The sequence below is a fragment of the Pseudomonas wuhanensis genome, from assembly GCF_030687395.1.
Classification (GTDB): Bacteria; Pseudomonadota; Gammaproteobacteria; order Pseudomonadales; family Pseudomonadaceae; genus Aquipseudomonas; species Aquipseudomonas wuhanensis.
The window spans coordinates 723,404-745,658 of the sequence record NZ_CP117430.1 but is presented as its reverse complement, the minus strand read 5'-3'; the positions used below and the strand labels follow the sequence as shown (position 1 = coordinate 745,658).

The window sequence follows — 22,255 nt, the reverse complement described above, 5'->3', positions numbered from 1 at the left end:
ACGGTGACGCGGCGTCCGTCATCGCGAGAACACCGCAAATCTCAACGCGATTGAATAATGCTCAACCGCTCGCCCACCACCATTTCCGTGATCCAGCCAACGAGGATCGAGGTGTACGCCTGTTGCGAAACCGGATCGCTCAAGGCGTGATCGGCACCGTCGATGATCCGGTGGGTCAGCGAGTGGGTCTGCTGACACGCTGCGCGGTAACTCATGATGGTCGCGTGGGGCACATAGGCGTCTGTCTCGGACTCCACCAGCAACACATCCCCGGTAAACTGCGAGCAGGCATGCAGTGCGCGATTGCTGTCGGCGTGGACCCGCGTGCTGCGGTAATCGCGCAAATCGAGCGTGTCCAGCTCACGCTTGGGTGTGTGCCAAAAATCGTCGCGATACAACGCCGGCACCCGCAGCGCCAGCCAGCGCACCGGGCGCAAGGACGTCAGGATCGCCGCCAGATAACCACCATAACTGGTGCCGACTACGGCGATCGCAGACGTGTCGAGCGCAGGATGAGCGAGCAGTCGATCGTAGGCCGCCAGCAGGTCACGCAGGTTGTCTTCGCGGGTTACCCTGGACAACGGAATACCGGTCCCGCCGGTGTGGCCGCGCAAGTCGAATGTCAGGCATACGCAACCCAACCCGGCGATGCCTTTGGCGCGCTCCAGGTCGCGCTCCTGACTACCGCCCCAGCCATGAACGAAAAGCACACCCGGGACTTTCGATTTGGGGCTGAGGAAGGTTCCGCTCATCTGTTCATCATCGATGTCGATCTGAATGGTTTCGCTTCTAGCCGTCATAGGATTTGACCGTTACGTACTTGAGAAGAAAGTCACTGTGTTCCGCTGGCCCTCGGTAGACCTCAATGGCGTTGGCCGGCAGCGGTTGATCAATATAGGTTTCGACCGAAGACACGCAAATCGCGCGCAAGCCGGGGTTGTTGACGAAGCTCTGCAGTGCCGCAACTTCAGCACTGCTGGCACCGCCCAGGCGCCAGGATTGTTCAAGCACGCCGCTGCGTTGCTTGCCGTTGCAATCCAGTCCCTGGGCGATATCGTAGTTGCGCCGCGAGGCGTAGAAACCGGGATAGGCGTCATCGGCCGCACTGTCGAACACCTGCGCTTGCTGGATCGCCAACCTCGTGTCGTCCGGTAGTTCCAGCGCCAGCAGGTCCTCGTAATACCCCTGCACTACCAACAGGTTGGACCCTCCATAAACCTGCTCGCCCTGACCGTCTTCGGTCAAGTATTGATCACCGCAATAACTCAGCACCTTGTCGCCGATAAAGCTCTGACCGACGCTATGGGTGACCACCTCGGTCAAATCCTGTTCCAGCACCACACCTTCGGTGAACACTGTTTTGGCATCGGGGCGGGCGAGGATGGCGTCGAACTGGTCGAGGCTTTTGATCACTTCCTGACCGCGTCCGGCGCAGGCATGAATAGGCTTCATGCGGATCGGACCGCTGTAGAGCAGATGCTCCGCTGCCGGGCGAGCATCGTCCAGCGAGAACACGCTGAGGCCATCGAGCACGACACTGCGTACCCGTTCGGAAAACAACGACGACCAGCCTTCGGGCGCGAACGCATAGCGGTTCAATAACCCATGGCTGATGGCTTTGGTGCAGATGAAATCGTGGTCGACGTAACCGCCCCACAAATCCTGCGGGCCTTTAACGCCCAGCTGTCGGGCGGCAGCAACGCCCACCAGTGTCTGGGTCGGCAACAGATATAGATCACGGCCGCTATGCAGCTGCGGGTCGTAACTACCGCCGTATTCGAGCCCGACGACCTGCGCCAGCCACCGGGCCAACGCGCGATTGGTTTCGACTTCGTGCAGCGAGGCATTGGGTCGCACCGAATGGGCGAGCACCAGTTTCTTGCGATTTGTTGGGGTCATGCGTTCCCCTTCAATCTGCGTTTGATAAATGTAGCTGAAGGAAGTGCAGAGATCAGGCCAACGGCGGCTGGAGAGAAACGGGTTTCAAATCAGTTGTTTGCGAAATACGCGATAGCACAAGGCCTGTTTTATTCTGCACGACACCATTCAATGCTCCCGGCATTTTGCACGACTCAAACCTGCCGCCTAACCCATGTGGGAGCGAGCCTTTGTGGGAGCCGGGCTTGCCTGCGATGGCATCAACTCGGTTCAACGTTAAACCGAGTCGCCTGCATCGCGGGCAAGCCCGGCTCCCACAAAGGCTCGCTCCCACATTATCGGATTGGATCTGACCTACCGAGCCACTGCTGCAGTCGCAGACGCCCCAAACCGCGCCCGATAGTCACTCGGCGCCAGCCCGGTAATCTTTTTGAACGTGGCCCGAAACGCACTCGGGTCCTGGTAACCCACGGTCCAGGCAATGTGATCAATGGTGCCGTTGGTGAATTCGAGCATTTCCCGCGCCTTGCCGACTCGCAGGTGCTGGCAGTATTCGGTGGGTTTCAACCCGGTTGCCGCACGAAAACGCCGCAGGAAGGTGCGCTCTTCCAGCCCTGCCCGCTCGGCCATCGCCGCCAATGAGACATCGGTCGCCCCGGTGCTTTGCAGCCAATGCTGGACCTTGAGAATCGACGCATCGCCATGGCTGAGAATCGGTGAAAAATTACTGCCGCACTCGCTCGCGCTGTCGCTGTGTTCCACCACCAGAAACCGCGCTGTGCCGGTCGCAATGCTCGGCCCGAGCAAGCGGTTCACCAACCGCAATCCCAGCTCTGACCAGGCCATTAACCCGGCAGTAGTGATCAGGTCACCATCGTCGACAATGGGCGTGTCAGCCTTGAGCTTGATCGCCGGGAAACGCTCGGCGAAAGCCTTGGCCGAGGTCCAGTGGGTGGTGGCGCTACGACCATCGAGCAGACCGCTTTCGGCCAACAGAATAGAACCCACGCAGACCCCACCGAGGGTCGCACCGTTGGCATGTTGCTGACGAAGCCAGTGAGTTAGCCCTTGGGGCGCCTGCCCCTCGGAAAAACCTCCGATCGAGGGCGGGATCAACACGGCGACCAATGCGCCGGCCGGGCCAGGATGAGTGTCATAGGCCCGCTCGGGCGCTTGATCGCCCTCGACCTGCCAGTGACTGACCCGCAGCAATGGTAGCTGCGCCGCCTGATGCTCGGCGGCGATCCGGTTGGCCACACCGAACAGGTCCGTCAGCCCATGCACTGCCGCCATCTGTGCACCGGGATAGATCAGCACTCCCAGTTCGGCGACTGCCCTTTCTACACCCATTGTCAGTTTTCCCCCTTCTATTGTCGGTGCGGCCAATCCTCAAGCCGCCCGCTAAACCCAATACTTGATTCCACACCCGACACACACTTAGAGGAAACAGTCATGGCCAAGCAAGCACTCATCGTAGTCGATATCCAGAACGACTACTTCCCTCAGGGCAAGTGGCCGCTGGTGGGCGCCGACGCCGCAGCGGACAACGCCGCGCGGTTAATTCAGGCGTTTCGCGAAGCCGGTGATCCGGTGGTGCATATCCGCCATGAATTCACCTCCGACGCCGCACCGTTCTTCACGCCGGGCTCCGACGGCGCGAGGTTGCACCCCAAAGTCCTCAACCGCGCCGACGAGCCGGTGGTGCTCAAGCATTTCGTCAACTCGTTCCGCGAGACCGAACTGGAGTCCATCCTCGACCAGCAAGGCATCGAGCACCTGGTGGTGGTCGGGAGCATGAGCCATATGTGCATCGACGGCATCACCCGCGCCGCGGCCGACCTGGGCTACACCGTTACCGTCGTCCACGATGCCTGCGCCACCCTTGACCTGGAGTTCAACGGTGTCACTGTCCCGGCCGCCCACGTTCACGCCGCCTTCATGTCAGCCCTGGGTTTTGCCTATGCCAACGTGGTGTCCACTGACGACTTTCTGGCTGGTTAAATGAGTAACCTGTGGGAGCGGGCTTGCTCGCGAAAGCGGTGTATCAGGCAACATCAATGTTGACTGTCTCGCCGCCTTCGCGAGCAAGCCCGCTCCCACATGACCTTCTATTGTCATACCCTGTGCAACAGTCAAAAAATCTCACGCGTGAGCTATTGAGGTCCGCAAAAATTGCCTGTAGTGTTTCTCACGCGTGAGTTTTTCACAACGGGGTCAGCATCATGAAAAGCAGCTCTCCAGCAGATCCGCCTACCGGGTCTGTTACCGATTCAGCGAGCCAAAAGGGAGAGCGCTCAAAACCGTCCGCGAAAAAACCATCCAGCTTCTACATGAAGCAGATGCGTGCGGGCCTGGGTGCCGCCGGTTATGTGAAACACGAGACTTGGGTGCTTCCCGAAAACCGAAGCCTGCTCAAGCAGATGGAGAAACAGCTACGCCAACCGATTCTGGCTGGCTCATTCATGTCGGAGAATTACATGAGCGCAGGTAATAACTGGAACATCGATCGCCTCTACAGCGCCCTTCAGGCCCTCGACGAAGTGGTTTCGAACGACATCACCCTCTCCCTCGTTCAAGGCTCCGAGTCCAGCATCAAGCTGGAAATGAACGATTTCGGTGGCTTGCCGATTTACATCGCCGTGGTTGGTGATCAGGTCATCGTGGACACCGTTCTGGTCGATGTCGAGTCCATCAACGACGTACCGGCATTCAATGATGCCGTTCTGCGCAGCCGGGAAATGTTCCCGCTGTCCTCGATCGGTATCGAGTCCATGCCCAACGGGCAGGTCGTTTACAACATGTTCGGCGCGTTGAGCTCCGACTCCAGCCTGACCAACGTCGTGACCGAGGTCAAAACCCTCGTCGACAACGTCCAGCGCGCCAGCGAAGCCTTTGAACGTTTCTTCATCTAATTTTTCGGGAACAGGAAATATCCAATGACTCAGTCCATCTGGAGCAAATTGTTCACCGCGCTGCGTGGCGGTGCCAACGAAGTCGGCGAATCGATCGTCGACCAACAAGCCCTGCGCATCCTCGACCAGGAAATTCGTGATGCTGACAGCGCGCTGGCCAACGCCAAGCGTGAGCTGGTCACCATCATGGCCAAGCACAAACTGTCGGCTGACCGCGTCAGCGAGTACAACGCCAAGATCAAGGATCTGGAATCCAAGGCCCTGGCCGCGATCCAGGCCAACCGCGAAGACCTGGCACTGGAAGTGGCCGAAGCCATTTCGACCCTGACCAATGAACTGGATGTCGAGCAAAAGCAGGCCACCGAATTCGGCGGTTACGCGGACAACATGCGCAAAGACATAACCAAGGCTGAAAGCCGCATCAAAAGCCTGCGTCAGCAAGTGGACATGGCCAAGGCGCGCGAAAGCGTACAGAAAGCCCAGGTCAGCGCTTCGATCGCCAGTGGCGGTGCCAACGGCAAACTGGAAACCGCCGTCGGCACTCTGAACCGCCTGCAGGCCAAGCAGCAGCAACGCGCCGCTGAACTGGAAGCCCAGGACCAACTGGCCGATGCGTCGACCGGCACCGACCTGGAGCGCAAGCTGCGTGAAGCCGGCATCACGCCGAACGAAGGCAGCGCCAATGCGATTCTGGAACGCCTGAAGAAAAAATCGGCTGAGTAACCCGGTCACTGCGCGGAAGGAAGGGCATTCATTGCCCTGATGCCAGTCAGTCAAGCGCACTGAACCTGTGGCGAGGGAGCTTGCTCCCGCTGGGCCGCGAAGCGGCTCCAAAAAAAGGACTGCTGCGCAGTCCAGCGGGAGCAAGCTCCCTCGCCACAATTTTACTCAGCGCTCGCTCTATCTCTTAACTGACAGGCATTCATTCGATGCCCTTCTTTTGTCGACTCGAGGTCACGGATGGATACCCTGAAGGGTTTCAAGACAATCGCAGGCGTGGCCATCTTCATGGTCGCGCTGCAACTGCTCAATGTGGCGACCGGCTACAGTCTTATTGCCTTCGGCCTGGTGCCGAGAACACTGCAGGGACTGGTCGGCATCATCACCTCGCCTTTCTTGCACGGGTCCTTTGCGCACCTGAGCACCAACCTGATTGCCTTTTTGATCCTCGGTACCCTGGTCATTGCCGAAGGGCTCAGCCGGTTCGTGGTCGTCAGCGCCATCATTATTCTGCTGGGCGGTACGCTGGTCTGGCTGTTCGGTTTCGCAGGCGTACACATCGGTGCCAGCGGATGGGTATTCGGGCTGTGGGCGTACCTCCTGTCGCGCGCCTGGTTCCAGAGGAGCTGGAGCAACCTGATCACGGCCAGTGTCGTGGCTCTGCTCTATGGCGGCCTGATCTTTGGCTTCTTTCCCCGCCAGGGCATGTCCTTCGAAGGGCATATTTTTGGTGCGATCGCCGGATTTATTGCAGCCAAGGTACTGTTATCTACGCCGCGCAGCAGGTTTAATGCCGCCCGGTAACCGCATTTGAGCACTCAGACGCCAGAGCGATTACGTCGCCAGGAATAAGCCCCCCACGGAGTCAGGGATGTAATGTCGATTTTCCTTTTATTGCGCACGTACGCCTCGTCCTTCTTCCATCGGTTCGGCTGGGCAGGCCTGGCCATTGCGCTGGGCATCCATCTGAGCACGGCCTATATCGGCCTGGTGCTTCTGGGCGAACAACACCTCACCGCCCCCGCCACGTTTACCTACTTCTATCTCACCACCACACTCACCGTCGGCTATGGCGATCTCGCGCCGCAGACATCGGCGGGACGAATTTTCGTGGCTACCTGGGTCATGCTCGGGGGCATTGCGCTGCTGACGGCAGCCATCGGCAAAACCACCAGCAGCGTCATCGATGTATGGAGAAAAGGCATGAAGGGCAAAGGCGATTTCACCGGCAAGGTCGGCCATACGGTTCTCATCGGCTGGGAAGGCGCGTCCAGCGAGCGGGTCATTGAGTTACTGCTGCAGGACGAAACGTCCAATGACAACCTGATCGTCATTTGCGATTGCGACCTCGACGAAAACCCCATGCCGGGCAAAGCGTCCTTCATCAAAGGCGAAAGCCTGTCTTCCAGTGCATTGTTGTTGCGCGCTGGCGTTCCCGGCGCCGAGCGCGTGCTGGTGCGAACCCATTCAGACGACCTGACCCTGGCCACGGTGCTGGCGGTCAATCAACTGGGCCCTGCCGGGCATGTGGTCGCCCACTTCAATGAAAGTGAAATCGCTGCACTCGCCAGCGCCTACGCGCCCAGCCTGGAATGCACTTCAAGCATGGCCATCGAGATGCTGGTGCGTGCCTCTCAGGATCCGGGTTCATCCGTGGTCATCAATGAATTACTGTGCGTGGGTCAAGGCGCCACCCAGTACCTGATGAAACTACCCGAGACCTTTGAAGCAACGTTCGGCGATCTGTACGCACAGATGAAAGAACGCCACAACGCGACGCTTATCGGCTACCGCGCCAAAGGCGCCCGACAACCTTCGATCAACCCGCCCGGCGCCACCCGCGTTGAGGGCGGCGAACTCTTCTACATCGCCTCCACTCGCCTCAAGGAAATCACCAATGGGATGGTTTAAACAGTTGATGGGGCTTGAGGCCCCGAACGCGAGCAAGAACACCGACTCGAAATGGACAGCCAACGACAGCCCACCGGTCACCGGCCCGCTGGGCCTGGCATTGGGCAAGGGCGTGATGTTCGACACGACCCTGAAGTTGTTGCTCGACGAAAAAACCGCCGTGGTCATCCCTGGCTCCCAACAGATCTGGAGCGCTGGCACCATTGATCTCGGGCAGTCGACCTGGCTGTCGCGTTATTACATGAACGACGAAGACCATTGGCTGCAAGTGCACACCAGCGGCGACATCGCCGGTCAGGTCGAGTCAGTGATCCTGTTCAATTACCTCAGCTACATCACCATCAACAGTGAATCGGAGCTGCGTCGGCTGGCCGGCCCTCAAAGCCTGATCGGCCTGCCGACCTACACTCACAACGGGGTCGAATACACCCGTGAATGGGGCACCGAGGACGGCCAGACGGAACTGGTGGCGTTGAGCGAACACCTGAAAAATCCGGATGAGTCTTACAGCATCGAGCACCGCTCGATGCTGTACGCCCGCGAAACCGGCCTGACCGATCGCCGGGAATTCCTGCTTTTTTCCGTCGAAGAAGACGCCGAAGGCACTATCAGCTTGAGCACTTCGCTAGGCATTTCGCTGTACACCACTGACCTGAACACTTTTTAAAAAGGAAGAAGTCCATGCTTGAAGCGCTCTCCATCTCCCTGAACAAAGCCGCCGTGCTCGGGTTTGTCTTGTACATCCTTGGCGCCGCCGTGCTGTTCGCGCTGTTCCAGTTCATCTACACCCGAATCACACCGCACCGTGAATTCGAACTGATCCGTTCGGGCAATGTTGCGGCCGCGATCGCGCTGGGGGGCGCCATCATCGGCTTCGCCATTCCGGCCAGTAATGTGATTGCCTTCTCGATCAGCATTCTGGATTTCGTCGTCTGGGCCGTGATCGCCGCTTTCGTACAACTGCTGGCGTTCCTGGTGACCAGCCTGGTGCTAAAAGGCGCCTCTGAACGGATCAAAAAAGGCGAAATCGCTGCGGGTATCTATGTCGCGGCAGTGGCCATCAGCGTCGGCATGTTGAACGCCGCGTGCATGACTCCTTCCCAGTACTGATTACGCCACGGAGATTGCGATGAAACGAAGCAAGTACGTTCAGCTCTCGCTGGCAGCGTCGGTCGCCATGGCGATATCAGGCTGCGGGCAGGCGGAAAAAACCTACCCGGTGCAGAAGAAATACAACTTCCAGTCCGTTCAGCAATGTGCCGATGAAAAACTTCCGGTAGACGTCTGCTCTGACGCCTACATGAGCGCCATGGCTGAGCATCGCCGCATCGCGCCGGTGTACGACACCCAGGCCGATTGCGATGCCGACTTTGTCGCCGACTGGTGCCAGCAGGATTCCGCCGGCAAGTTCATCCCCAAGCTGGGTGGTTTCGAACTGACCGCCGATGGCGAGGTGACGCAATCCCAGGTGGACGCGGCCAAGGCTCAATTGCCCGCCTCGGAAGCGAACAGTGGAGGCTCCGGGTTCTCCGGCACCAGCCTCCTGACCGGACTGCTGATCGGCAACATGCTGAGCAGCAACCGCAACAGCTATTACTCCCAGCCGGTCTACCGCTACCGCGATGATCGCGGTAACTACGGCTCCTCAACGCTTGGTCAACGGATTGCGAAAGGCTCGACCTTTACCAAGTCCAATCAGGCGAGGTACGGCAGCAGCTACACCGACTCGATCCGCACCTCCGCCAGCAAGCCGATGTCCGTGGACTCGTCCACCTCCCGTGGCGGCTTCGGCAGCAAAGCCAGTGCCCGCAGCGGTTGGGGCGGTTCGAGCAGCGCTGGCCGATCGAGCAGTTAAGGAACGAGCACCATGAAGAAGATCCTCTGCGCAGAGCGTCATGACTGGAAACAGACGGCCGAAAGTCTTGGCTTTCTGTTCCATACCATCGACGACGAACCCTATTGGGACGAGAGCGCGTATTACCAGTTCACGCTCAAACAGATCGAGAACGATCTCGAAGACCCGACCACCGAGATTCATGAGATGTGCATGGATCTGGTGGCCCGCGTGGTTCAGAGCGAGGAGTTGCTGGAGCGCCTGAGCATTCCCGCGCCCTTCTACGACATGGTTCGCACTTCATGGCTCGAAGGCCACCCGCACCTGTATGGGCGCATGGATTTCTCCTACAACGGCAGCGGGCCGGCCAAGTTGCTGGAACTCAACTACGACACGCCGACCAGCCTGTATGAGGCCGCTGCGTTTCAGTGGGGCTGGCTGGAGCAATGCATCGAACGCGGCTTGCTGCCCAAGCATGCCGACCAGTTCAACAGCATCGACACCAAGCTGCATCAGGCCTTTGCCCAACTGCAGCTCAAACAGCCCTTCTATTTCGCCTCGATGAAAGACTCGGTCGAAGACAAGGGCACCACCGATTACCTGCGCCTGGTTGCGGAAAAGGTCGGCATCGAATCACGGCACATCGATATCGAGGACATCGGTCTCACCAGTGATGGACGCTTCGTCGACCTCGAAGATCGCTGGATCCCTCACCTGTTCAAGCTGCATGCCTGGGAGTTCATCTTCCACGAGCCCTTTGGTGCAGCGATTGCCCAGAGCGATACACAGTTTTTCGAACCAGCCTGGAAATCGATCATCTCCAACAAGGGCATCCTGCCGCTGCTGTGGGAGTTCAACAAAGGTCACCCGAACCTGCTCGCGGCACATCTGGATGCTGACCCGGGCAAAGCGGTGCCCAAAGGCTGGGTGCGCAAACCGTTCTTTTCTCGAGAAGGCGCCAACATCGAGCTGCAAACCGCTGACGGGCTGATCGTTAAAGAGGACGGCCCCTACACCGACGCGCCATTTATCCTTCAGGAGTTCGCCCCGCTGCCGAAGTTTGGCGACAGCTTTACGCTGGTGGGTTCATGGGTGATTGGCGATCAGGCGGCCGGTATTGGCGTGCGGGAAGACAACAGCTTGATCACCAAGGATTCGAGCCGGTTCTTGCCGCATCTGATACTCGACTGACCCATCCATCGCCGGTGTGGACATAAATAAGATGCCCGCAAGACTTACGGCTGAAATACCGGATAATGGCGGCCAAATCGTCTAGCCCGTTATTCTGGTAATCCCCCATGGAAATCAAGGTCAACTTTCTCGACAACCTTCGGCTTGAAGCCAAGTTCGATGACTTCACGGTGGTGGCCGATCAACCTATCCGCTACAAGGGCGATGGCTCGGCACCAGGTCCGTTCGATTACTTTCTGGCTTCGTCGGCGTTGTGTGCGGCTTATTTCGTGAAGTTGTACTGCGACACTCGCAGCATTCCCACCGATAATATCCGCCTGTCGCAGAACAATATTGTTGATCCGGAAAACCGCTACAACCAGATTTTCAAGATCCAGGTCGAGTTGCCGGCGGACATCTCCGACAAGGACCGTCAAGGCATCCTGCGTTCCATCGACCGTTGCACCGTGAAAAAAGTGGTGCAAGCCGGGCCTGAGTTTGTGATCGAAGAGGTCGAAAACCTCGACGCCGATGCCCAGGCGTTGCTAATGCCTGCGTCTGGTTCAGACGCGAGCACTTACATCGTGGGCAAGGATCTGCCGCTGGAGCAAACCATCGCCAATATGTCAGCCATTCTGGCGGACCTGGGCATGAAGATTGAAATCGCCTCCTGGCGCAATATCGTGCCCAATGTGTGGTCGCTGCATATCCGCGATGCGCACTCGCCGATGTGCTTTACCAACGGCAAGGGTGCGACCAAGGAAGGCGCGTTGGCGTCTGCGTTGGGCGAGTTTATCGAGCGACTCAACTGCAACTTCTTCTACAACGACCAGTTCTGGGGCGAAGACATCGCCAACGCGGCGTTTGTGCACTACCCGGACGAACGCTGGTTCAAGCCTGGCCGAAAAGATGAGCTGCCAACTGAAATTCTCGACGAGTACTGCCTGAAGATTTACAACCGCGACGGCGAGTTGCGTGGCTCCCATCTGATCGATACCAACTCGGGCAATGAAGAGCGCGGCATCTGCTCGCTGCCGTACGTGCGCCAGTCGGACGGCGAGGTGGTGTATTTCCCGTCCAACCTGATTGAAAACCTGTTCCTGAGCAACGGCATGAGTGCCGGTAATACGCTGGCCGAAGCCCAGGTGCAGTGTTTGTCGGAGATCTTCGAGCGCGCGGTAAAACGCGAAATCATCGAAGGTGAATTTGCACTGCCGGATGTGCCAGCCCACGTGCTGGCGAAGTACCCCGGGATACTGGCCGGTATTCAGGCGCTGGAAGCACAGGGGTTCCCCGTGTTGGTGAAGGATGCGTCCCTGGGCGGTGAATTCCCTGTGATGTGCGTCACGTTGATGAACCCGCGTACCGGCGGTGTGTTCGCCTCGTTCGGCGCGCATCCGAGCCTGGAAGTGGCGCTGGAACGCAGCCTGACCGAATTGCTGCAGGGCCGTAGTTTCGAAGGCCTCAACGACTTGCCCCAGCCGACTTTTGAAGGTCATGCGGTGACCGAGCCAAATAACTTCGTCGAGCACTTTATCGACTCCAGCGGCGTGGTGTCGTGGCGATTCTTCAGTGCCAAGTCGGATTACGAATTCGTGGAATGGGACTTCTCCGGCCAGGGTGAAAACTCGAACGCCGAGGAAGCCGCGACCTTGTTCGGCATTCTCGAAGGCATGGGCAAGGAAGTGTACATGGCGGTCTACGAGCATATCGGCGCGAAGGCGTGCCGCATCCTGGTGCCGAACTATTCGGAAATCTATCCCGCGGACGATCTGATCTGGGATAACACCAACAAAGCGCTGTTCTTCCGCACCGACATCCTGAACCTGCATCGCCTGGACGAAGACGAACTGCAAGCGCTGGTTGAGCGTCTGGTGGAAAGTGAGCTGGACGACTACACCGACATCACCACCTTGATCGGCATCGAATTTGACGACAATACGGCCTGGGGTCAGCTGACGATCCTGGAATTGAAGCTGCTGATCTATCTCGCCTTGCAGCAATTTGAAGAGGCGAAAGAGGCGGTGGAAATGTTCCTGCAGTACAACGACAACACGGTTGAGCGCGGCTTGTTCTATCAGGCCGTGAATGTGGTGCTGGAGATGAAACTGGACGAAGACCTGGAACTGGAAGACTACGAGGCCAATTTCCGCCGGATGTTTGGCAACGAGCGGACGGATGCAGCGATCGGATCGGTGGACGGCAGCGTGCGCTTCCATGGCTTGACGCCGACCAGCATGAAACTGGAGGGGCTCGACCGGCACCTGCGGTTGATCGATAGCTACAAGAAACTGCACTCGGCACGGGCCAATGTGACCCCTTTATTCAGTTAACAGCGCCCACAAAAAAGCGAAGCCAGATCACTGGCTTCGCTTTTTTTATTGCTGACTGGATAGCTGCTTTTTAGAACGGGATATCGTCATCAAAGCTGTCGAAATCCGGAGCCGGCTGAGGAGCGGCCTGCTGCTGTGGAGCCGGACGCGACTGTTGCGGTGCCGACTGCTGCGGACGCGGAGCCTGTTGGCGTGGGGCCGGGGCGGACTGCTGGTAGTTATTGCCCCCGCCTTGTTGGTCGCCCTGCTGTGGACGGCCGCCCAGCAGTTGCATGGTGCCTTGCATGTCGACCACGATTTCAGTGGTGTAACGCTTGATACCGTCTTTTTCCCATTCGCGGGTCTGCAGCTTGCCTTCGATGTACACCTGCGAACCTTTGCGCAGGTATTCGCCGGCAATTTCGGCAACCTTGCCGAACATCGAAACACGGTGCCATTCGGTCTTCTCGACCTTCTGACCGGTTTGCTTGTCGGTCCACTGTTCGCTGGTCGCCAGACTCAGGTTGGTCACGGCGTTACCGTTAGGCAAGTAGCGAACTTCGGGATCCTGGCCGCAAGTGCCGACCAATATGACTTTGTTAACCCCACGGGCCATAACGTTCTCCTAGGCTTCGCACGCTGTCGCGGTCGGGTTGTTCACCAGACGCTCGAGGGTGGTGCGATCCAATAATTCGGTGTCCAGTTTGATGTAAATCGCCGCTTCATCGGCAACCACGATTGCATCGGTTACTCCAACGACGGCCTTAAGGCGCTCGATCAGGCCAGCTTCACGAATCGCTTCGGGCGACAACGGCAAGCGCAGGCTCGTCACATACGGAGGTTCCCGCATGGTAACAGCAAAGGCAAGCCAGAGGGCAGCCAGACCCGCGCATCCGAGGAACACAACCGACAAACCGCCGTGCTGGAACATCCAGCCGCCGAGGATCCCGCCCAGCGCCGAACCGAGGAACTGGCTGGTGGAATAAACCCCCATCGCCGTGCCCTTGCCGCCCGCCGGTGAAACCTTGCTGATCAGCGATGGCAAGGAGGCTTCCAGCAGGTTGAACGCGGTGAAGAACACCACCGTACCAATCACCAGAGCCCGCAAGCTATCGCCGAACTGCCAGAAGAATAGCTCAGTGAGCATCAGCGTCAGCACTGCGCCCAATAAAACTCGTTTCATTTTGCGTTTCTTCTCGCCATAGATAATGAACGGGATCATGGCGAAGAAGGAGATCAGTAGCGCGGTCAGGTACACCCACCAGTGCTGCTCTTTGGGCAGCCCGGCTTTTTCGACCAGGGCCAGGGGCAATGCAACGAAGCTCGACATCAACATCGCGTGCAACACAAAAATGCCCAGGTCCAGGCGCAGCAGGTCCGGGTGCTTGAGTGTCGGTATCAGCGCCTGGCGCGCGACGCCGGACTCGCGGTGCTGCAACGGCCCGGTTGCGCGCGGCACCATGAACATCACGATGACGATGCCGACCAGCGCCATGCCACCGGTGGCGAAGAACAACCCGGACAGGCCAAAGACACGGGTCAGCAATGGTCCTACAACCATGGCGACCGCGAACGACAGACCAATCGTCATGCCGATCATGGCCATGGCTTTGGTCCGATGCTGTTCCCGGGTCAGGTCTGACAGCAACGCCATGACCGCCGCGGAAATCGCCCCGGCGCCTTGCAGGATGCGTCCGGCGATGACGCCCCAGATCGAATCGGCATTGGCCGCCAGCACACTCCCCAGGGCGAAGATGATCAGCCCCAGATAAATCACCGGACGACGACCGATGCGGTCGGAAATGAAGCCAAAAGGAATCTGAAAGATCGCCTGGGTCAGGCCGTAAGCGCCAATCGCCAACCCGATGAGGGCCGGGGTCGCTCCTGCCAGGTCCATCCCATAGGTCGCCAGAACCGGCAACACCATGAACATGCCAAGCATACGGAAGGCGAACACCAGGGCCAGACCGCTTGCTGCGCGGGTCTCACTGCCACTCATGCGTTCGCTGTGGGGATCGTGCATGGAAAAACCTCATGTGAACCGGCGGCGATTCTACCAGTCCCATCGATTGACGGGGTATATCGCGACGCTGTGACGCGCACAGATGACACAGTCTTCATGCAAGGCTGCGCACTCCGCATTTGATAGTGTGCATCCATCCAGTATTTGGCCGTATACTCCTACGTTTTCGACGCCCGCCGAGCGAGGCCACTTTGGACAAGATCCTGATTCGTGGGGCCCGAACCCACAACTTGAAGAACATCGACCTGACCCTGCCACGGGACAAACTGATCGTCATCACCGGCCTGTCCGGATCCGGCAAGTCGTCCCTGGCCTTCGACACTCTGTACGCCGAAGGCCAGCGCCGTTATGTCGAATCGCTGTCGGCCTACGCCCGGCAGTTCCTGTCGATGATGGAAAAACCTGACGTCGACACCATTGAAGGTCTGTCGCCAGCGATCTCCATTGAACAGAAGTCGACCTCGCACAACCCGCGTTCGACGGTTGGCACCATTACCGAAATCTACGACTACCTGCGTCTGCTCTACGCTCGCGTCGGTATTCCCCGCTGCCCCGACCACGACATTCCGCTGGAAGCCCAGACCGTCAGCCAGATGGTTGACCTGGTGCTGGCACAACCGGAGGGCAGCAAACTGATGCTGCTGGCCCCGGTGATCCGCGAACGTAAGGGCGAGCACCTCTCGGTCTTCGAAGAACTGCGCGCTCAGGGTTTTGTGCGGGCCCGGGTCAACGGCAGGCTCTGCGAGCTGGACGAATTGCCGAAGCTGGATAAACAGAAGAAGCACTCGATCGATGTCGTGGTCGACCGCTTCAAAGTCCGCGCCGATCTGCAACAGCGTTTGGCTGAGTCGTTCGAGACTGCATTGAAACTGGCGGACGGCATTGCACTGGTCGCACCAATGGACGACGAGCCCGGCGAAGAAATCATCTTCTCCGCGCGCTTCGCCTGCCCGATCTGCGGCCACGCCATCAGTGAGCTGGAACCCAAACTGTTCTCCTTCAACAACCCGGCCGGCGCCTGCCCGACCTGCGATGGTCTGGGGGTTAAACAGTTCTTCGACACCAAACGACTGGTGAACGGTGAACTGACCCTGGCCGAAGGCGCGATTCGCGGCTGGGACCGGCGCAACGTCTATTACTTCCAGATGCTTGGCTCGCTGGCTTCGCACTACAAGTTCAGCCTCGAAGTGCCGTTCAATGACCTTCCGGCCGATCAGCAGAAGTTCATCCTGCATGGCAGTGGCTCGCAGAACGTCGACTTCAAATACCTGAACGACCGTGGCGACATCGTCAAACGTTCGCACCCGTTCGAAGGCATCGTGCCGAACCTGGAACGCCGCTACCGCGAAACCGAATCGGCTTCGGTCCGTGAAGAACTGGCAAAATTCCTCAGCACCCAACCCTGCCCGGATTGCCGCGGCACCCGTCTGCGTCGCGAGGCGCGGCACGTGTGGGTTGGCGAGAAGACTTTGCCGGCGGTGACCAATCTGCCGATCGGCGACGCCTGTGAATATTTCGGCGTGCTGAAACTGACCGGTCGCCGTGGCGAGATTGCCGACAAGATTCTCAAGGAAATCCGCGAGCGACTGCAGTTTCTGGTCAACGTCGGCCTGGACTATCTGTCACTGGATCGCAGTGCCGACACACTGTCCGGCGGCGAAGCCCAGCGGATCCGCCTGGCCAGTCAGATTGGCGCCGGTCTGGTGGGGGTCCTGTACATCCTCGATGAGCCGTCGATCGGCCTGCATCAACGGGACAACGACCGGTTGCTGGGCACCCTCAAGCACCTGCGCGACATCGGCAACACGGTGATCGTGGTCGAGCACGACGAAGACGCGATTCGTCTGGCCGACTATGTGGTGGATATCGGCCCGGGCGCGGGTGTACACGGTGGGCATATCGTCGCCGAAGGCACGCCGGCCGAGGTCATGGCTCACCCGGATTCGCTGACCGGCAAGTACTTGTCGGGGCGGGTAAAGATCGCAGTTCCAGCCAAGCGCACGCCGCGCAACAAGAAGTTGTCGCTATCCCTCAAGGGCGCTCGCGGCAACAATCTGCGCAACGTCGATCTGGAGATTCCGATCGGTCTGCTGACCTGCGTGACCGGTGTGTCCGGCTCGGGCAAATCGACGCTGATCAACAACACACTGTTTCCTTTGAGCGCTACCGCACTCAATGGAGCAACGACCCTGGAAGCGGCTGCTCACGAGAGCATCAAAGGCTTGGAACATCTGGACAAGGTTGTAGACATCGATCAGAGCCCGATCGGTCGCACGCCGCGCTCCAACCCGGCGACCTACACCGGGCTGTTCACGCCGATTCGCGAACTGTTCGCCGGTGTGCCGGAATCCCGTTCCCGCGGTTATGGGCCGGGGCGCTTCTCCTTCAACGTGAAGGGCGGGCGCTGCGAAGCTTGTCAGGGCGACGGCTTGATCAAGGTGGAAATGCACTTTCTGCCGGACATCTATGTCCCGTGCGACGTCTGCAAGAGCAAGCGTTACAACCGCGAAACGCTGGAGATCAAGTACAAGGGCAAGAGCATCCACGAAACTCTCGAGATGACCATCGAGGAAGCCCGGGTCTTCTTCGATGCCGTTCCAGCCTTGGCGCGCAAGCTTCAGACGCTGATGGACGTAGGCCTTTCCTACATCAAGCTGGGGCAATCGGCGACGACGCTGTCCGGCGGTGAAGCTCAGCGGGTAAAGCTGTCTCGCGAACTGTCCAAGCGCGATACCGGCAAGACGCTGTACATCCTCGATGAGCCGACCACGGGCCTGCACTTTGCGGATATCCAGCAACTGCTCGACGTGTTGCATCGACTGCGCGACCACGGCAATACCGTGGTAGTGATCGAGCACAACCTGGACGTGATCAAGACCGCCGACTGGTTGGTGGACCTGGGGCCGGAAGGTGGTTCCAAAGGTGGGCAGATCATTGCCGTCGGCACACCGGAGGAAGTATCCGAGATGAAGCAGTCTCATACTGGCTTCTATCTCAAACCGCTGCTGGCTCGCGACAGGGCCTGAGCCGGGCCCACGAAAAAGCCCCTGTCACTTCATCAGTGGCAGGGGCTTTTTTGTGCGTTTCTGTAGGAGCGCGGCATCAGAACTGCGATTGCAGGTAATTCTCCAGACCGATCAGCTTGATCAGACCCAGCTGCTTCTTGAGCCAGTAGGTGTGATCTTCTTCGGTATCGGCCAGCTGAATGCGCAGGATCTCGCGGCTGACGTAATCCTTGTGCAGCTCGCAAAGCTCGATGCCCTTGCACAGAGCTGCGCTAACTTTGTATTCCAGACGCAGGTCAGCGGCGAGCATGTCCGGCACAGTGGTGCCGACATCGAGATCGTCCGGACGCATACGCGGTGTGCCTTCGAGCATCAGGATCCGACGCATCAGCGCATCAGCGTGTTGCGCCTCTTCTTCCATCTCGTGGTTGATACGTTCGTAAAGCTCGGTGAACCCCCAGTCCTCGTACATCCGCGAATGGATGAAATATTGATCACGCGCTGCCAGTTCGCCTGTCAGCAGCGTGTTGAGGTAATCGATTACGTCTGGGTGACCTTGCATCGCCCTACATCTCCCTGCTTGAAAGTCTGTAGTTTGAACCAACCTGACCGGAAGGTCACTCGCACGACGCTATAAAAGCGAAGAAATTCTGAGAAAAGCGGTTTAAATAACGCAAAAACCGCCCAAATGAGGGCGGTTCTGCTTATCGTTTAGACTTAGTTAAGCTGTACGTTGAGTGCCTTTGCGATTGCTTCTCCATACGCCGGGTCGGCCTTGAAGAAATGCTGCAATTGGCGATCAACCACATCGCTGGAAACACCAGCCATTGCGCCGGCAATGTTGTTGACCAGCAGATTTTTCTGCTCATCACTCATCAGGCGGAACAGCGCACCAGCGTGGCTGTAGTAGTCGGTGTCTTCGCGATGATCGTAACGATCAGCCGCGCCGCTCAGGGCCAAAGCAGGTTCCGCGTAGCGCGGTGCCTGTTTCGGTGATTCTACGTAGCTGTTCGGCTCGTAGTTCGGTGCTGCACCACCATTGGCACCAAACGCCATGGAGCCATCGCGCTGGTAAGTGTTGACCGGGCTGCGAGGCGCATTCACCGGCAGTTGCTGGTGATTGGTCCCCACACGGTAACGGTGGGCATCAGCGTAAGCGAACACGCGACCTTGCAACATGCGGTCAGGCGACAGACCAACACCCGGGACCATATTGCTCGGACCGAACGCCGCCTGCTCGACTTCAGCGAAGTAGTTCAGCGGATTGCGGTTGAGCTCCAGCTCGCCCACTTCGATCAGCGGAAACTCCTTCTGCGACCAGGTTTTGGTTACGTCGAACGGATTCTCGTAATGAGCCTCGGCTTGGGCCTCGGTCATGATCTGGATATTGACACTCCATTTCGGGAAATCACCGCGCTCAATGGCGCCGAACAGGTCACGCTGTGCGTAATCCGGATCGGTACCCGCCAGGCGTGCTGCTTCTGCTGGAGCGAGGTTCTTGATCCCCTGTTTGGTTTTGTAGTGCCACTTCACCCAGTGACGCTCGCCATTGGCGTTGATCAGGCTGTAGGTGTGGCTGCCGAAGCCATGCATATGGCGATAGCCGTCAGGGATGCCGCGATCCGAGAACAAAATGGTGATCTGGTGCAACGCCTCAGGCGAATGCGACCAGAAATCCCACATCATTTGCGCACTTTTCAGGTTGCTTTGCGGCAGACGTTTCTGGGTATGGATAAAGTCAGGGAATTTCAGCGGATCACGGATGAAGAACACCGGCGTATTGTTACCGACGATGTCCCAGTTGCCTTCTTCGGTGTAGAACTTCAGGGCAAAACCGCGTGGATCACGCTCGGTGTCGGCAGAACCGCGTTCGCCGCCCACAGTAGAGAATCGCAGGAAGGTCGGAGTTTGTTTGCCGACGGATTCAAACAGCTTGGCACTGGTGTACTGAGTGATATCGCGAGTTACGGTGAACGTACCGTAAGCCCCCGAACCTTTGGCGTGTACACGACGCTCAGGGATGTTTTCACGATTGAAGTGCGCAAGCTTCTCGATCAGATGGAAATCGTCGAGGAGCAAAGGGCCACGAGGGCCGGCAGAGCGGGAATTCTGGTTGTCGGCGACAGGAGCGCCACCGGCGGTCGTAAGCGTGCTGTTTTGGCTCATGCGATCTCATCCTTTGTCAGTTTGGAACTGCCGGCTAATCGGCGTGGGAAGGAGTATTGACCATCAATCATGGCACCTACAAATTCATTAATTTGTAGACTCCAATAGAAAAATACTACCAACAATCCCGCTCATATAGTGAAGGCATGAACCGCTAGGACGCTTGTACGAACGGCGCGTTTCTTACACGCACAAAAAACCGGGCACTAGGCCCGGTTTTTTGTTTCAGACTGACGTCTTACTCAGCGGATACAGCTTCACCGCCGACAGCACGATCAACCAACTCGACGTACGCCATAGGCGCGTTGTCGCCAGCGCGGAAACCGCACTTGAGGATGCGCAGGTAGCCACCCTCACGGGTAGCGTAACGCTTGCCCAGGTCGTTGAAGAGCTTACCAACGATAGCTTTCGAACGAGTACGGTCGAAAGCCAGACGGCGGTTAGCCAGACTGTCTGTCTTGGCCAAAGTGATCAGCGGCTCAGCAACGCGGCGCAGTTCTTTGGCTTTTGGCAGTGTAGTTTTGATCAGCTCGTGCTCGAACAGCGACACCGCCATGTTTTGAAACATGGCCTTGCGGTGCGAGCTGGTGCGGCTCAGGTGACGACCACTTTTACGATGACGCATGGTTCATTCCTTACCAAACACAACGTTCGGTGATTACGACGATCAGGCAGTCGCCTTGTCGTCCTTCTTAAGACTTGCAGGCGGCCAGTTGTCGAGGCGCATGCCGAGGGACAGACCGCGGGAGGCCAGAACGTCCTTGATTTCAGTCAAGGATTTCTTGCCAAGGTTCGGAGTCTTCAACAGCTCTACTTCGGTACGCTGAATCAGGTCACCGATGTAGTAGATGTTTTCCGCCTTAAGGCAGTTAGCCGAACGTACAGTCAGTTCCAGATCGTCAACCGGGCGAAGCAGGATCGGATCGATCTCGTCTTCCTGCTCGACAACCACTGGCTCACTGTCACCTTTGAGATCGACGAACGCAGCCAACTGCTGTTGCAGAATGGTTGCAGCACGGCGGATAGCCTCTTCAGGATCCAGGGTACCGTTGGTTTCCAGATCAATAACCAGCTTGTCCAGGTTAGTACGCTGTTCGACACGGGCGTTTTCCACCACGTATGCGATACGGCGAACCGGGCTGAACGAAGAGTCAAGCTGCAAGCGACCGATGCTGCGGCTTTCGTCTTCATCGCTCTGACGCGAGTCTGCCGGTTCATAACCACGACCACGAGCTACGGTGAGCTTCATGTTCAGGGCGCCGTTAGACGCCAGGTTAGCGATTACGTGATCGGGGTTAACGATCTCGACATCATGATCCAGCTGAATATCGGCAGCGGTAACCACCCCCGAACCCTTCTTCGACAAGGTCAGCGTAACTTCGTCTCGACCGTGCAGCTTGATAGCCAGACCTTTAAGGTTCAACAGGATTTCAATTACGTCTTCCTGTACACCTTCGATGGCGCTGTACTCGTGGAGCACACCGTCAATCTCGGCCTCGACTACTGCACAGCCGGGCATTGAGGACAACAGGATGCGGCGCAGCGCGTTGCCCAGGGTGTGGCCGAAACCACGCTCGAGAGGCTCGAGAGTGATCTTGGCGCGGGTTGGACTGACAACCTGCACATCAATATGGCGGGGTGTCAGGAACTCATTTACCGAAATCTGCATGGATGCACCTATTTTCTAGCCCTTACTTGGAGTAGAGCTCGACAATCAGGCTTTCGTTGATGTCGGCGGACAGATCACTGCGAGCAGGAACGTTCTTGAAAACGCCCGACTTCTTCTCAGTGTCTACTTCTACCCATTCTACGCGGCCACGTTGGGCACACAGATCGAGAGCTTGGACAATGCGAAGTTGGTTCTTTGCTTTCTCGCGAACTGCGACCACGTCACCAGCACGAACCTGGTAAGACGGAACGTTTACGGTCTGACCGTTAACGCTGATCGACTTGTGCGATACCAGCTGACGGGATTCGGCACGAGTAGAGCCAAAACCCATACGGTATACAACGTTGTCCAGACGGCATTCGAGCAGCTGCAACAGGTTTTCGCCAGTTGCGCCTTTCTTGCCAGCAGCTTCTTTGTAGTAGCCGCTGAATTGACGCTCGAGAACGCCGTAGATACGACGGACCTTCTGCTTTTCACGCAGTTGGGTGCCGTAATCGGACTGGCGACCGCGGCGTTGGCCGTGGATACCAGGTGCTGCTTCGATGTTGCACTTCGATTCGATCGCGCGCACGCCGCTCTTCAGAAAGAGATCGGTGCCTTCGCGACGAGCGAGTTTGCATTTTGGACCAATGTAACGAGCCATTCTTTACAATCT

At 58.1% G+C, this 22,255-nt stretch carries 21 protein-coding genes; 11 read left to right on the top strand and 10 right to left on the bottom strand.

What is annotated here, in order from left to right; genetic code table 11:
- Positions 1–41: 41 nt before the first annotated feature.
- From PSH88_RS03490 to PSH88_RS03480, 3 genes are all read right to left on the bottom strand, one after another.
- On the bottom strand, positions 42–800 hold the full coding sequence (locus PSH88_RS03490; protein ID WP_305424928.1) for an alpha/beta hydrolase family protein: 759 nt from the start codon (positions 798–800) through the stop codon (positions 42–44).
- Entirely contained in the window at positions 790–1,899 is a 1,110-nt protein-coding gene (locus PSH88_RS03485; RefSeq protein WP_305424926.1) for a DUF3182 family protein, read from the bottom strand. The genes PSH88_RS03490 and PSH88_RS03485 overlap by 11 nt, the downstream gene beginning before the upstream one ends.
- 333 nt (positions 1,900–2,232) lie before the next feature.
- Entirely contained in the window at positions 2,233–3,228 is a 996-nt protein-coding gene (locus PSH88_RS03480) for a GlxA family transcriptional regulator (RefSeq protein ID WP_305424925.1), read from the bottom strand.
- A gap of 102 nt (positions 3,229–3,330) precedes the next feature.
- Between PSH88_RS03480 and PSH88_RS03475 the strand changes: the two genes are divergently transcribed.
- The 10 genes from PSH88_RS03475 (at position 3,331) to PSH88_RS03430 (ending at position 12,758) form a co-directional block, all read left to right on the top strand.
- Positions 3,331–3,879 (top strand): cysteine hydrolase family protein, encoded by a 549-nt coding sequence (locus PSH88_RS03475; protein ID WP_305424924.1) that lies wholly within the window; start codon positions 3,331–3,333, stop codon positions 3,877–3,879.
- A gap of 329 nt (positions 3,880–4,208) precedes the next feature.
- Positions 4,209–4,790: a YjfI family protein gene (locus tag PSH88_RS03470; RefSeq protein WP_030131197.1), complete on the top strand. Its 582-nt coding sequence runs from the start codon at positions 4,209–4,211 to the stop codon at positions 4,788–4,790.
- Positions 4,791–4,814: 24 nt separating this feature from the next.
- A complete protein-coding gene (locus PSH88_RS03465; RefSeq protein WP_052967054.1) occupies positions 4,815–5,513 on the top strand; it encodes a PspA/IM30 family protein in 699 nt (232 codons plus the stop codon).
- 237 nt (positions 5,514–5,750) lie between these two features.
- Entirely contained in the window at positions 5,751–6,314 is a 564-nt protein-coding gene (locus tag PSH88_RS03460) for a rhomboid family intramembrane serine protease (RefSeq protein WP_305424922.1), read from the top strand.
- Between the two features lie 72 nt (positions 6,315–6,386).
- The gene (locus PSH88_RS03455) at positions 6,387–7,421 is read left to right on the top strand and encodes an ion channel (RefSeq protein WP_305424920.1); all 1,035 of its coding nucleotides are present in this window, start codon (positions 6,387–6,389) and stop codon (positions 7,419–7,421) included.
- Complete coding sequence (locus PSH88_RS03450; RefSeq protein ID WP_305424919.1) at positions 7,408–8,088, top strand: DUF2491 family protein; 681 nt, start codon at positions 7,408–7,410, stop codon at positions 8,086–8,088. Before PSH88_RS03455 ends, PSH88_RS03450 begins: the two co-directional genes overlap by 14 nt.
- A gap of 14 nt (positions 8,089–8,102) precedes the next feature.
- Positions 8,103–8,531 carry a DUF350 domain-containing protein gene (locus PSH88_RS03445; protein WP_305424918.1) on the top strand — a complete coding sequence of 143 codons (429 nt, stop codon included), beginning with the start codon at positions 8,103–8,105 and terminating at the stop codon, positions 8,529–8,531.
- 19 nt (positions 8,532–8,550) lie between these two features.
- Positions 8,551–9,276 carry a DUF1190 domain-containing protein gene (locus tag PSH88_RS03440; RefSeq protein ID WP_305424917.1) on the top strand — a complete coding sequence of 242 codons (726 nt, stop codon included), beginning with the start codon at positions 8,551–8,553 and terminating at the stop codon, positions 9,274–9,276.
- 12 nt (positions 9,277–9,288) lie between these two features.
- Positions 9,289–10,446, top strand: a complete 1,158-nt coding sequence (locus tag PSH88_RS03435) for a glutathionylspermidine synthase family protein (RefSeq protein ID WP_305424916.1) — start codon at positions 9,289–9,291, stop codon at positions 10,444–10,446.
- 107 nt (positions 10,447–10,553) lie between these two features.
- Positions 10,554–12,758, top strand: coding sequence for an OsmC domain/YcaO domain-containing protein (locus PSH88_RS03430; RefSeq protein WP_305424915.1), 2,205 nt, complete (start codon positions 10,554–10,556; stop codon positions 12,756–12,758).
- A gap of 70 nt (positions 12,759–12,828) precedes the next feature.
- Here the strand turns inward: PSH88_RS03430 and PSH88_RS03425 are convergent, their stop codons facing one another.
- Both PSH88_RS03425 and PSH88_RS03420 read right to left on the bottom strand, forming a co-directional pair.
- Positions 12,829–13,353, bottom strand: a complete 525-nt coding sequence (locus tag PSH88_RS03425) for a single-stranded DNA-binding protein (protein ID WP_007896798.1) — start codon at positions 13,351–13,353, stop codon at positions 12,829–12,831.
- Between the two features lie 9 nt (positions 13,354–13,362).
- A complete protein-coding gene (locus PSH88_RS03420) occupies positions 13,363–14,760 on the bottom strand; it encodes an MFS transporter (RefSeq protein WP_305424913.1) in 1,398 nt (465 codons plus the stop codon).
- Between the two features lie 191 nt (positions 14,761–14,951).
- Here PSH88_RS03420 and uvrA point away from each other — a divergent pair, with 191 nt between their 5' ends.
- Complete coding sequence (gene uvrA, locus PSH88_RS03415) at positions 14,952–17,786, top strand: excinuclease ABC subunit UvrA (protein WP_305424912.1); 2,835 nt, start codon at positions 14,952–14,954, stop codon at positions 17,784–17,786.
- Between the two features lie 76 nt (positions 17,787–17,862).
- On the opposite strand, the gene bfr is transcribed toward uvrA, so the two are convergent.
- The 5 genes from bfr to rpsD form a co-directional block, all read right to left on the bottom strand.
- Positions 17,863–18,327, bottom strand: coding sequence for a bacterioferritin (bfr, locus tag PSH88_RS03410; RefSeq protein ID WP_305424911.1), 465 nt, complete (start codon positions 18,325–18,327; stop codon positions 17,863–17,865).
- A gap of 155 nt (positions 18,328–18,482) precedes the next feature.
- Positions 18,483–19,931, bottom strand: a complete 1,449-nt coding sequence (locus tag PSH88_RS03405; RefSeq protein WP_305424909.1) for a catalase — start codon at positions 19,929–19,931, stop codon at positions 18,483–18,485.
- 238 nt (positions 19,932–20,169) lie between these two features.
- Positions 20,170–20,556 (bottom strand): 50S ribosomal protein L17, encoded by a 387-nt coding sequence (rplQ, locus tag PSH88_RS03400; RefSeq protein ID WP_007924175.1) that lies wholly within the window; start codon positions 20,554–20,556, stop codon positions 20,170–20,172.
- A 42-nt stretch (positions 20,557–20,598) separates the two neighbouring features.
- Positions 20,599–21,600, bottom strand: coding sequence for a DNA-directed RNA polymerase subunit alpha (locus tag PSH88_RS03395; RefSeq protein WP_003186012.1), 1,002 nt, complete (start codon positions 21,598–21,600; stop codon positions 20,599–20,601).
- Between the two features lie 22 nt (positions 21,601–21,622).
- Positions 21,623–22,243, bottom strand: a complete 621-nt coding sequence (rpsD, locus tag PSH88_RS03390) for a 30S ribosomal protein S4 (protein WP_003176404.1) — start codon at positions 22,241–22,243, stop codon at positions 21,623–21,625.
- Between the last annotated feature and the right edge of the window lie 12 nt (positions 22,244–22,255).

Excerpts from the sequence above, each read along its gene's own strand:
- PSH88_RS03490 (WP_305424928.1), bottom strand. The coding sequence starts at position 800 with ATGACGGCTAGAAGCGAAACCATTCAGATCGACATCGATGATGAACAG.
- PSH88_RS03485 (WP_305424926.1), bottom strand. The coding sequence starts at position 1,899 with ATGACCCCAACAAATCGCAAGAAACTGGTGCTCGCCCATTCGGTGCGA.
- PSH88_RS03480 (WP_305424925.1), bottom strand. The coding sequence starts at position 3,228 with ATGGGTGTAGAAAGGGCAGTCGCCGAACTGGGAGTGCTGATCTATCCC.
- PSH88_RS03475 (WP_305424924.1), top strand. The coding sequence starts at position 3,331 with ATGGCCAAGCAAGCACTCATCGTAGTCGATATCCAGAACGACTACTTC.
- PSH88_RS03470 (WP_030131197.1), top strand. The coding sequence starts at position 4,209 with ATGAAGCAGATGCGTGCGGGCCTGGGTGCCGCCGGTTATGTGAAACAC.
- PSH88_RS03465 (WP_052967054.1), top strand. The coding sequence starts at position 4,815 with ATGACTCAGTCCATCTGGAGCAAATTGTTCACCGCGCTGCGTGGCGGT.
- PSH88_RS03460 (WP_305424922.1), top strand. The coding sequence starts at position 5,751 with ATGGATACCCTGAAGGGTTTCAAGACAATCGCAGGCGTGGCCATCTTC.
- PSH88_RS03455 (WP_305424920.1), top strand. The coding sequence starts at position 6,387 with ATGTCGATTTTCCTTTTATTGCGCACGTACGCCTCGTCCTTCTTCCAT.
- PSH88_RS03450 (WP_305424919.1), top strand. The coding sequence starts at position 7,408 with ATGGGATGGTTTAAACAGTTGATGGGGCTTGAGGCCCCGAACGCGAGC.
- PSH88_RS03445 (WP_305424918.1), top strand. The coding sequence starts at position 8,103 with ATGCTTGAAGCGCTCTCCATCTCCCTGAACAAAGCCGCCGTGCTCGGG.
- PSH88_RS03440 (WP_305424917.1), top strand. The coding sequence starts at position 8,551 with ATGAAACGAAGCAAGTACGTTCAGCTCTCGCTGGCAGCGTCGGTCGCC.
- PSH88_RS03435 (WP_305424916.1), top strand. The coding sequence starts at position 9,289 with ATGAAGAAGATCCTCTGCGCAGAGCGTCATGACTGGAAACAGACGGCC.
- PSH88_RS03430 (WP_305424915.1), top strand. The coding sequence starts at position 10,554 with ATGGAAATCAAGGTCAACTTTCTCGACAACCTTCGGCTTGAAGCCAAG.
- PSH88_RS03425 (WP_007896798.1), bottom strand. The coding sequence starts at position 13,353 with ATGGCCCGTGGGGTTAACAAAGTCATATTGGTCGGCACTTGCGGCCAG.
- PSH88_RS03420 (WP_305424913.1), bottom strand. The coding sequence starts at position 14,760 with ATGCACGATCCCCACAGCGAACGCATGAGTGGCAGTGAGACCCGCGCA.
- bfr (WP_305424911.1), bottom strand. The coding sequence starts at position 18,327 with ATGCAAGGTCACCCAGACGTAATCGATTACCTCAACACGCTGCTGACA.
- PSH88_RS03405 (WP_305424909.1), bottom strand. The coding sequence starts at position 19,931 with ATGAGCCAAAACAGCACGCTTACGACCGCCGGTGGCGCTCCTGTCGCC.
- rplQ (WP_007924175.1), bottom strand. The coding sequence starts at position 20,556 with ATGCGTCATCGTAAAAGTGGTCGTCACCTGAGCCGCACCAGCTCGCAC.
- PSH88_RS03395 (WP_003186012.1), bottom strand. The coding sequence starts at position 21,600 with ATGCAGATTTCGGTAAATGAGTTCCTGACACCCCGCCATATTGATGTG.
- rpsD (WP_003176404.1), bottom strand. The coding sequence starts at position 22,243 with ATGGCTCGTTACATTGGTCCAAAATGCAAACTCGCTCGTCGCGAAGGC.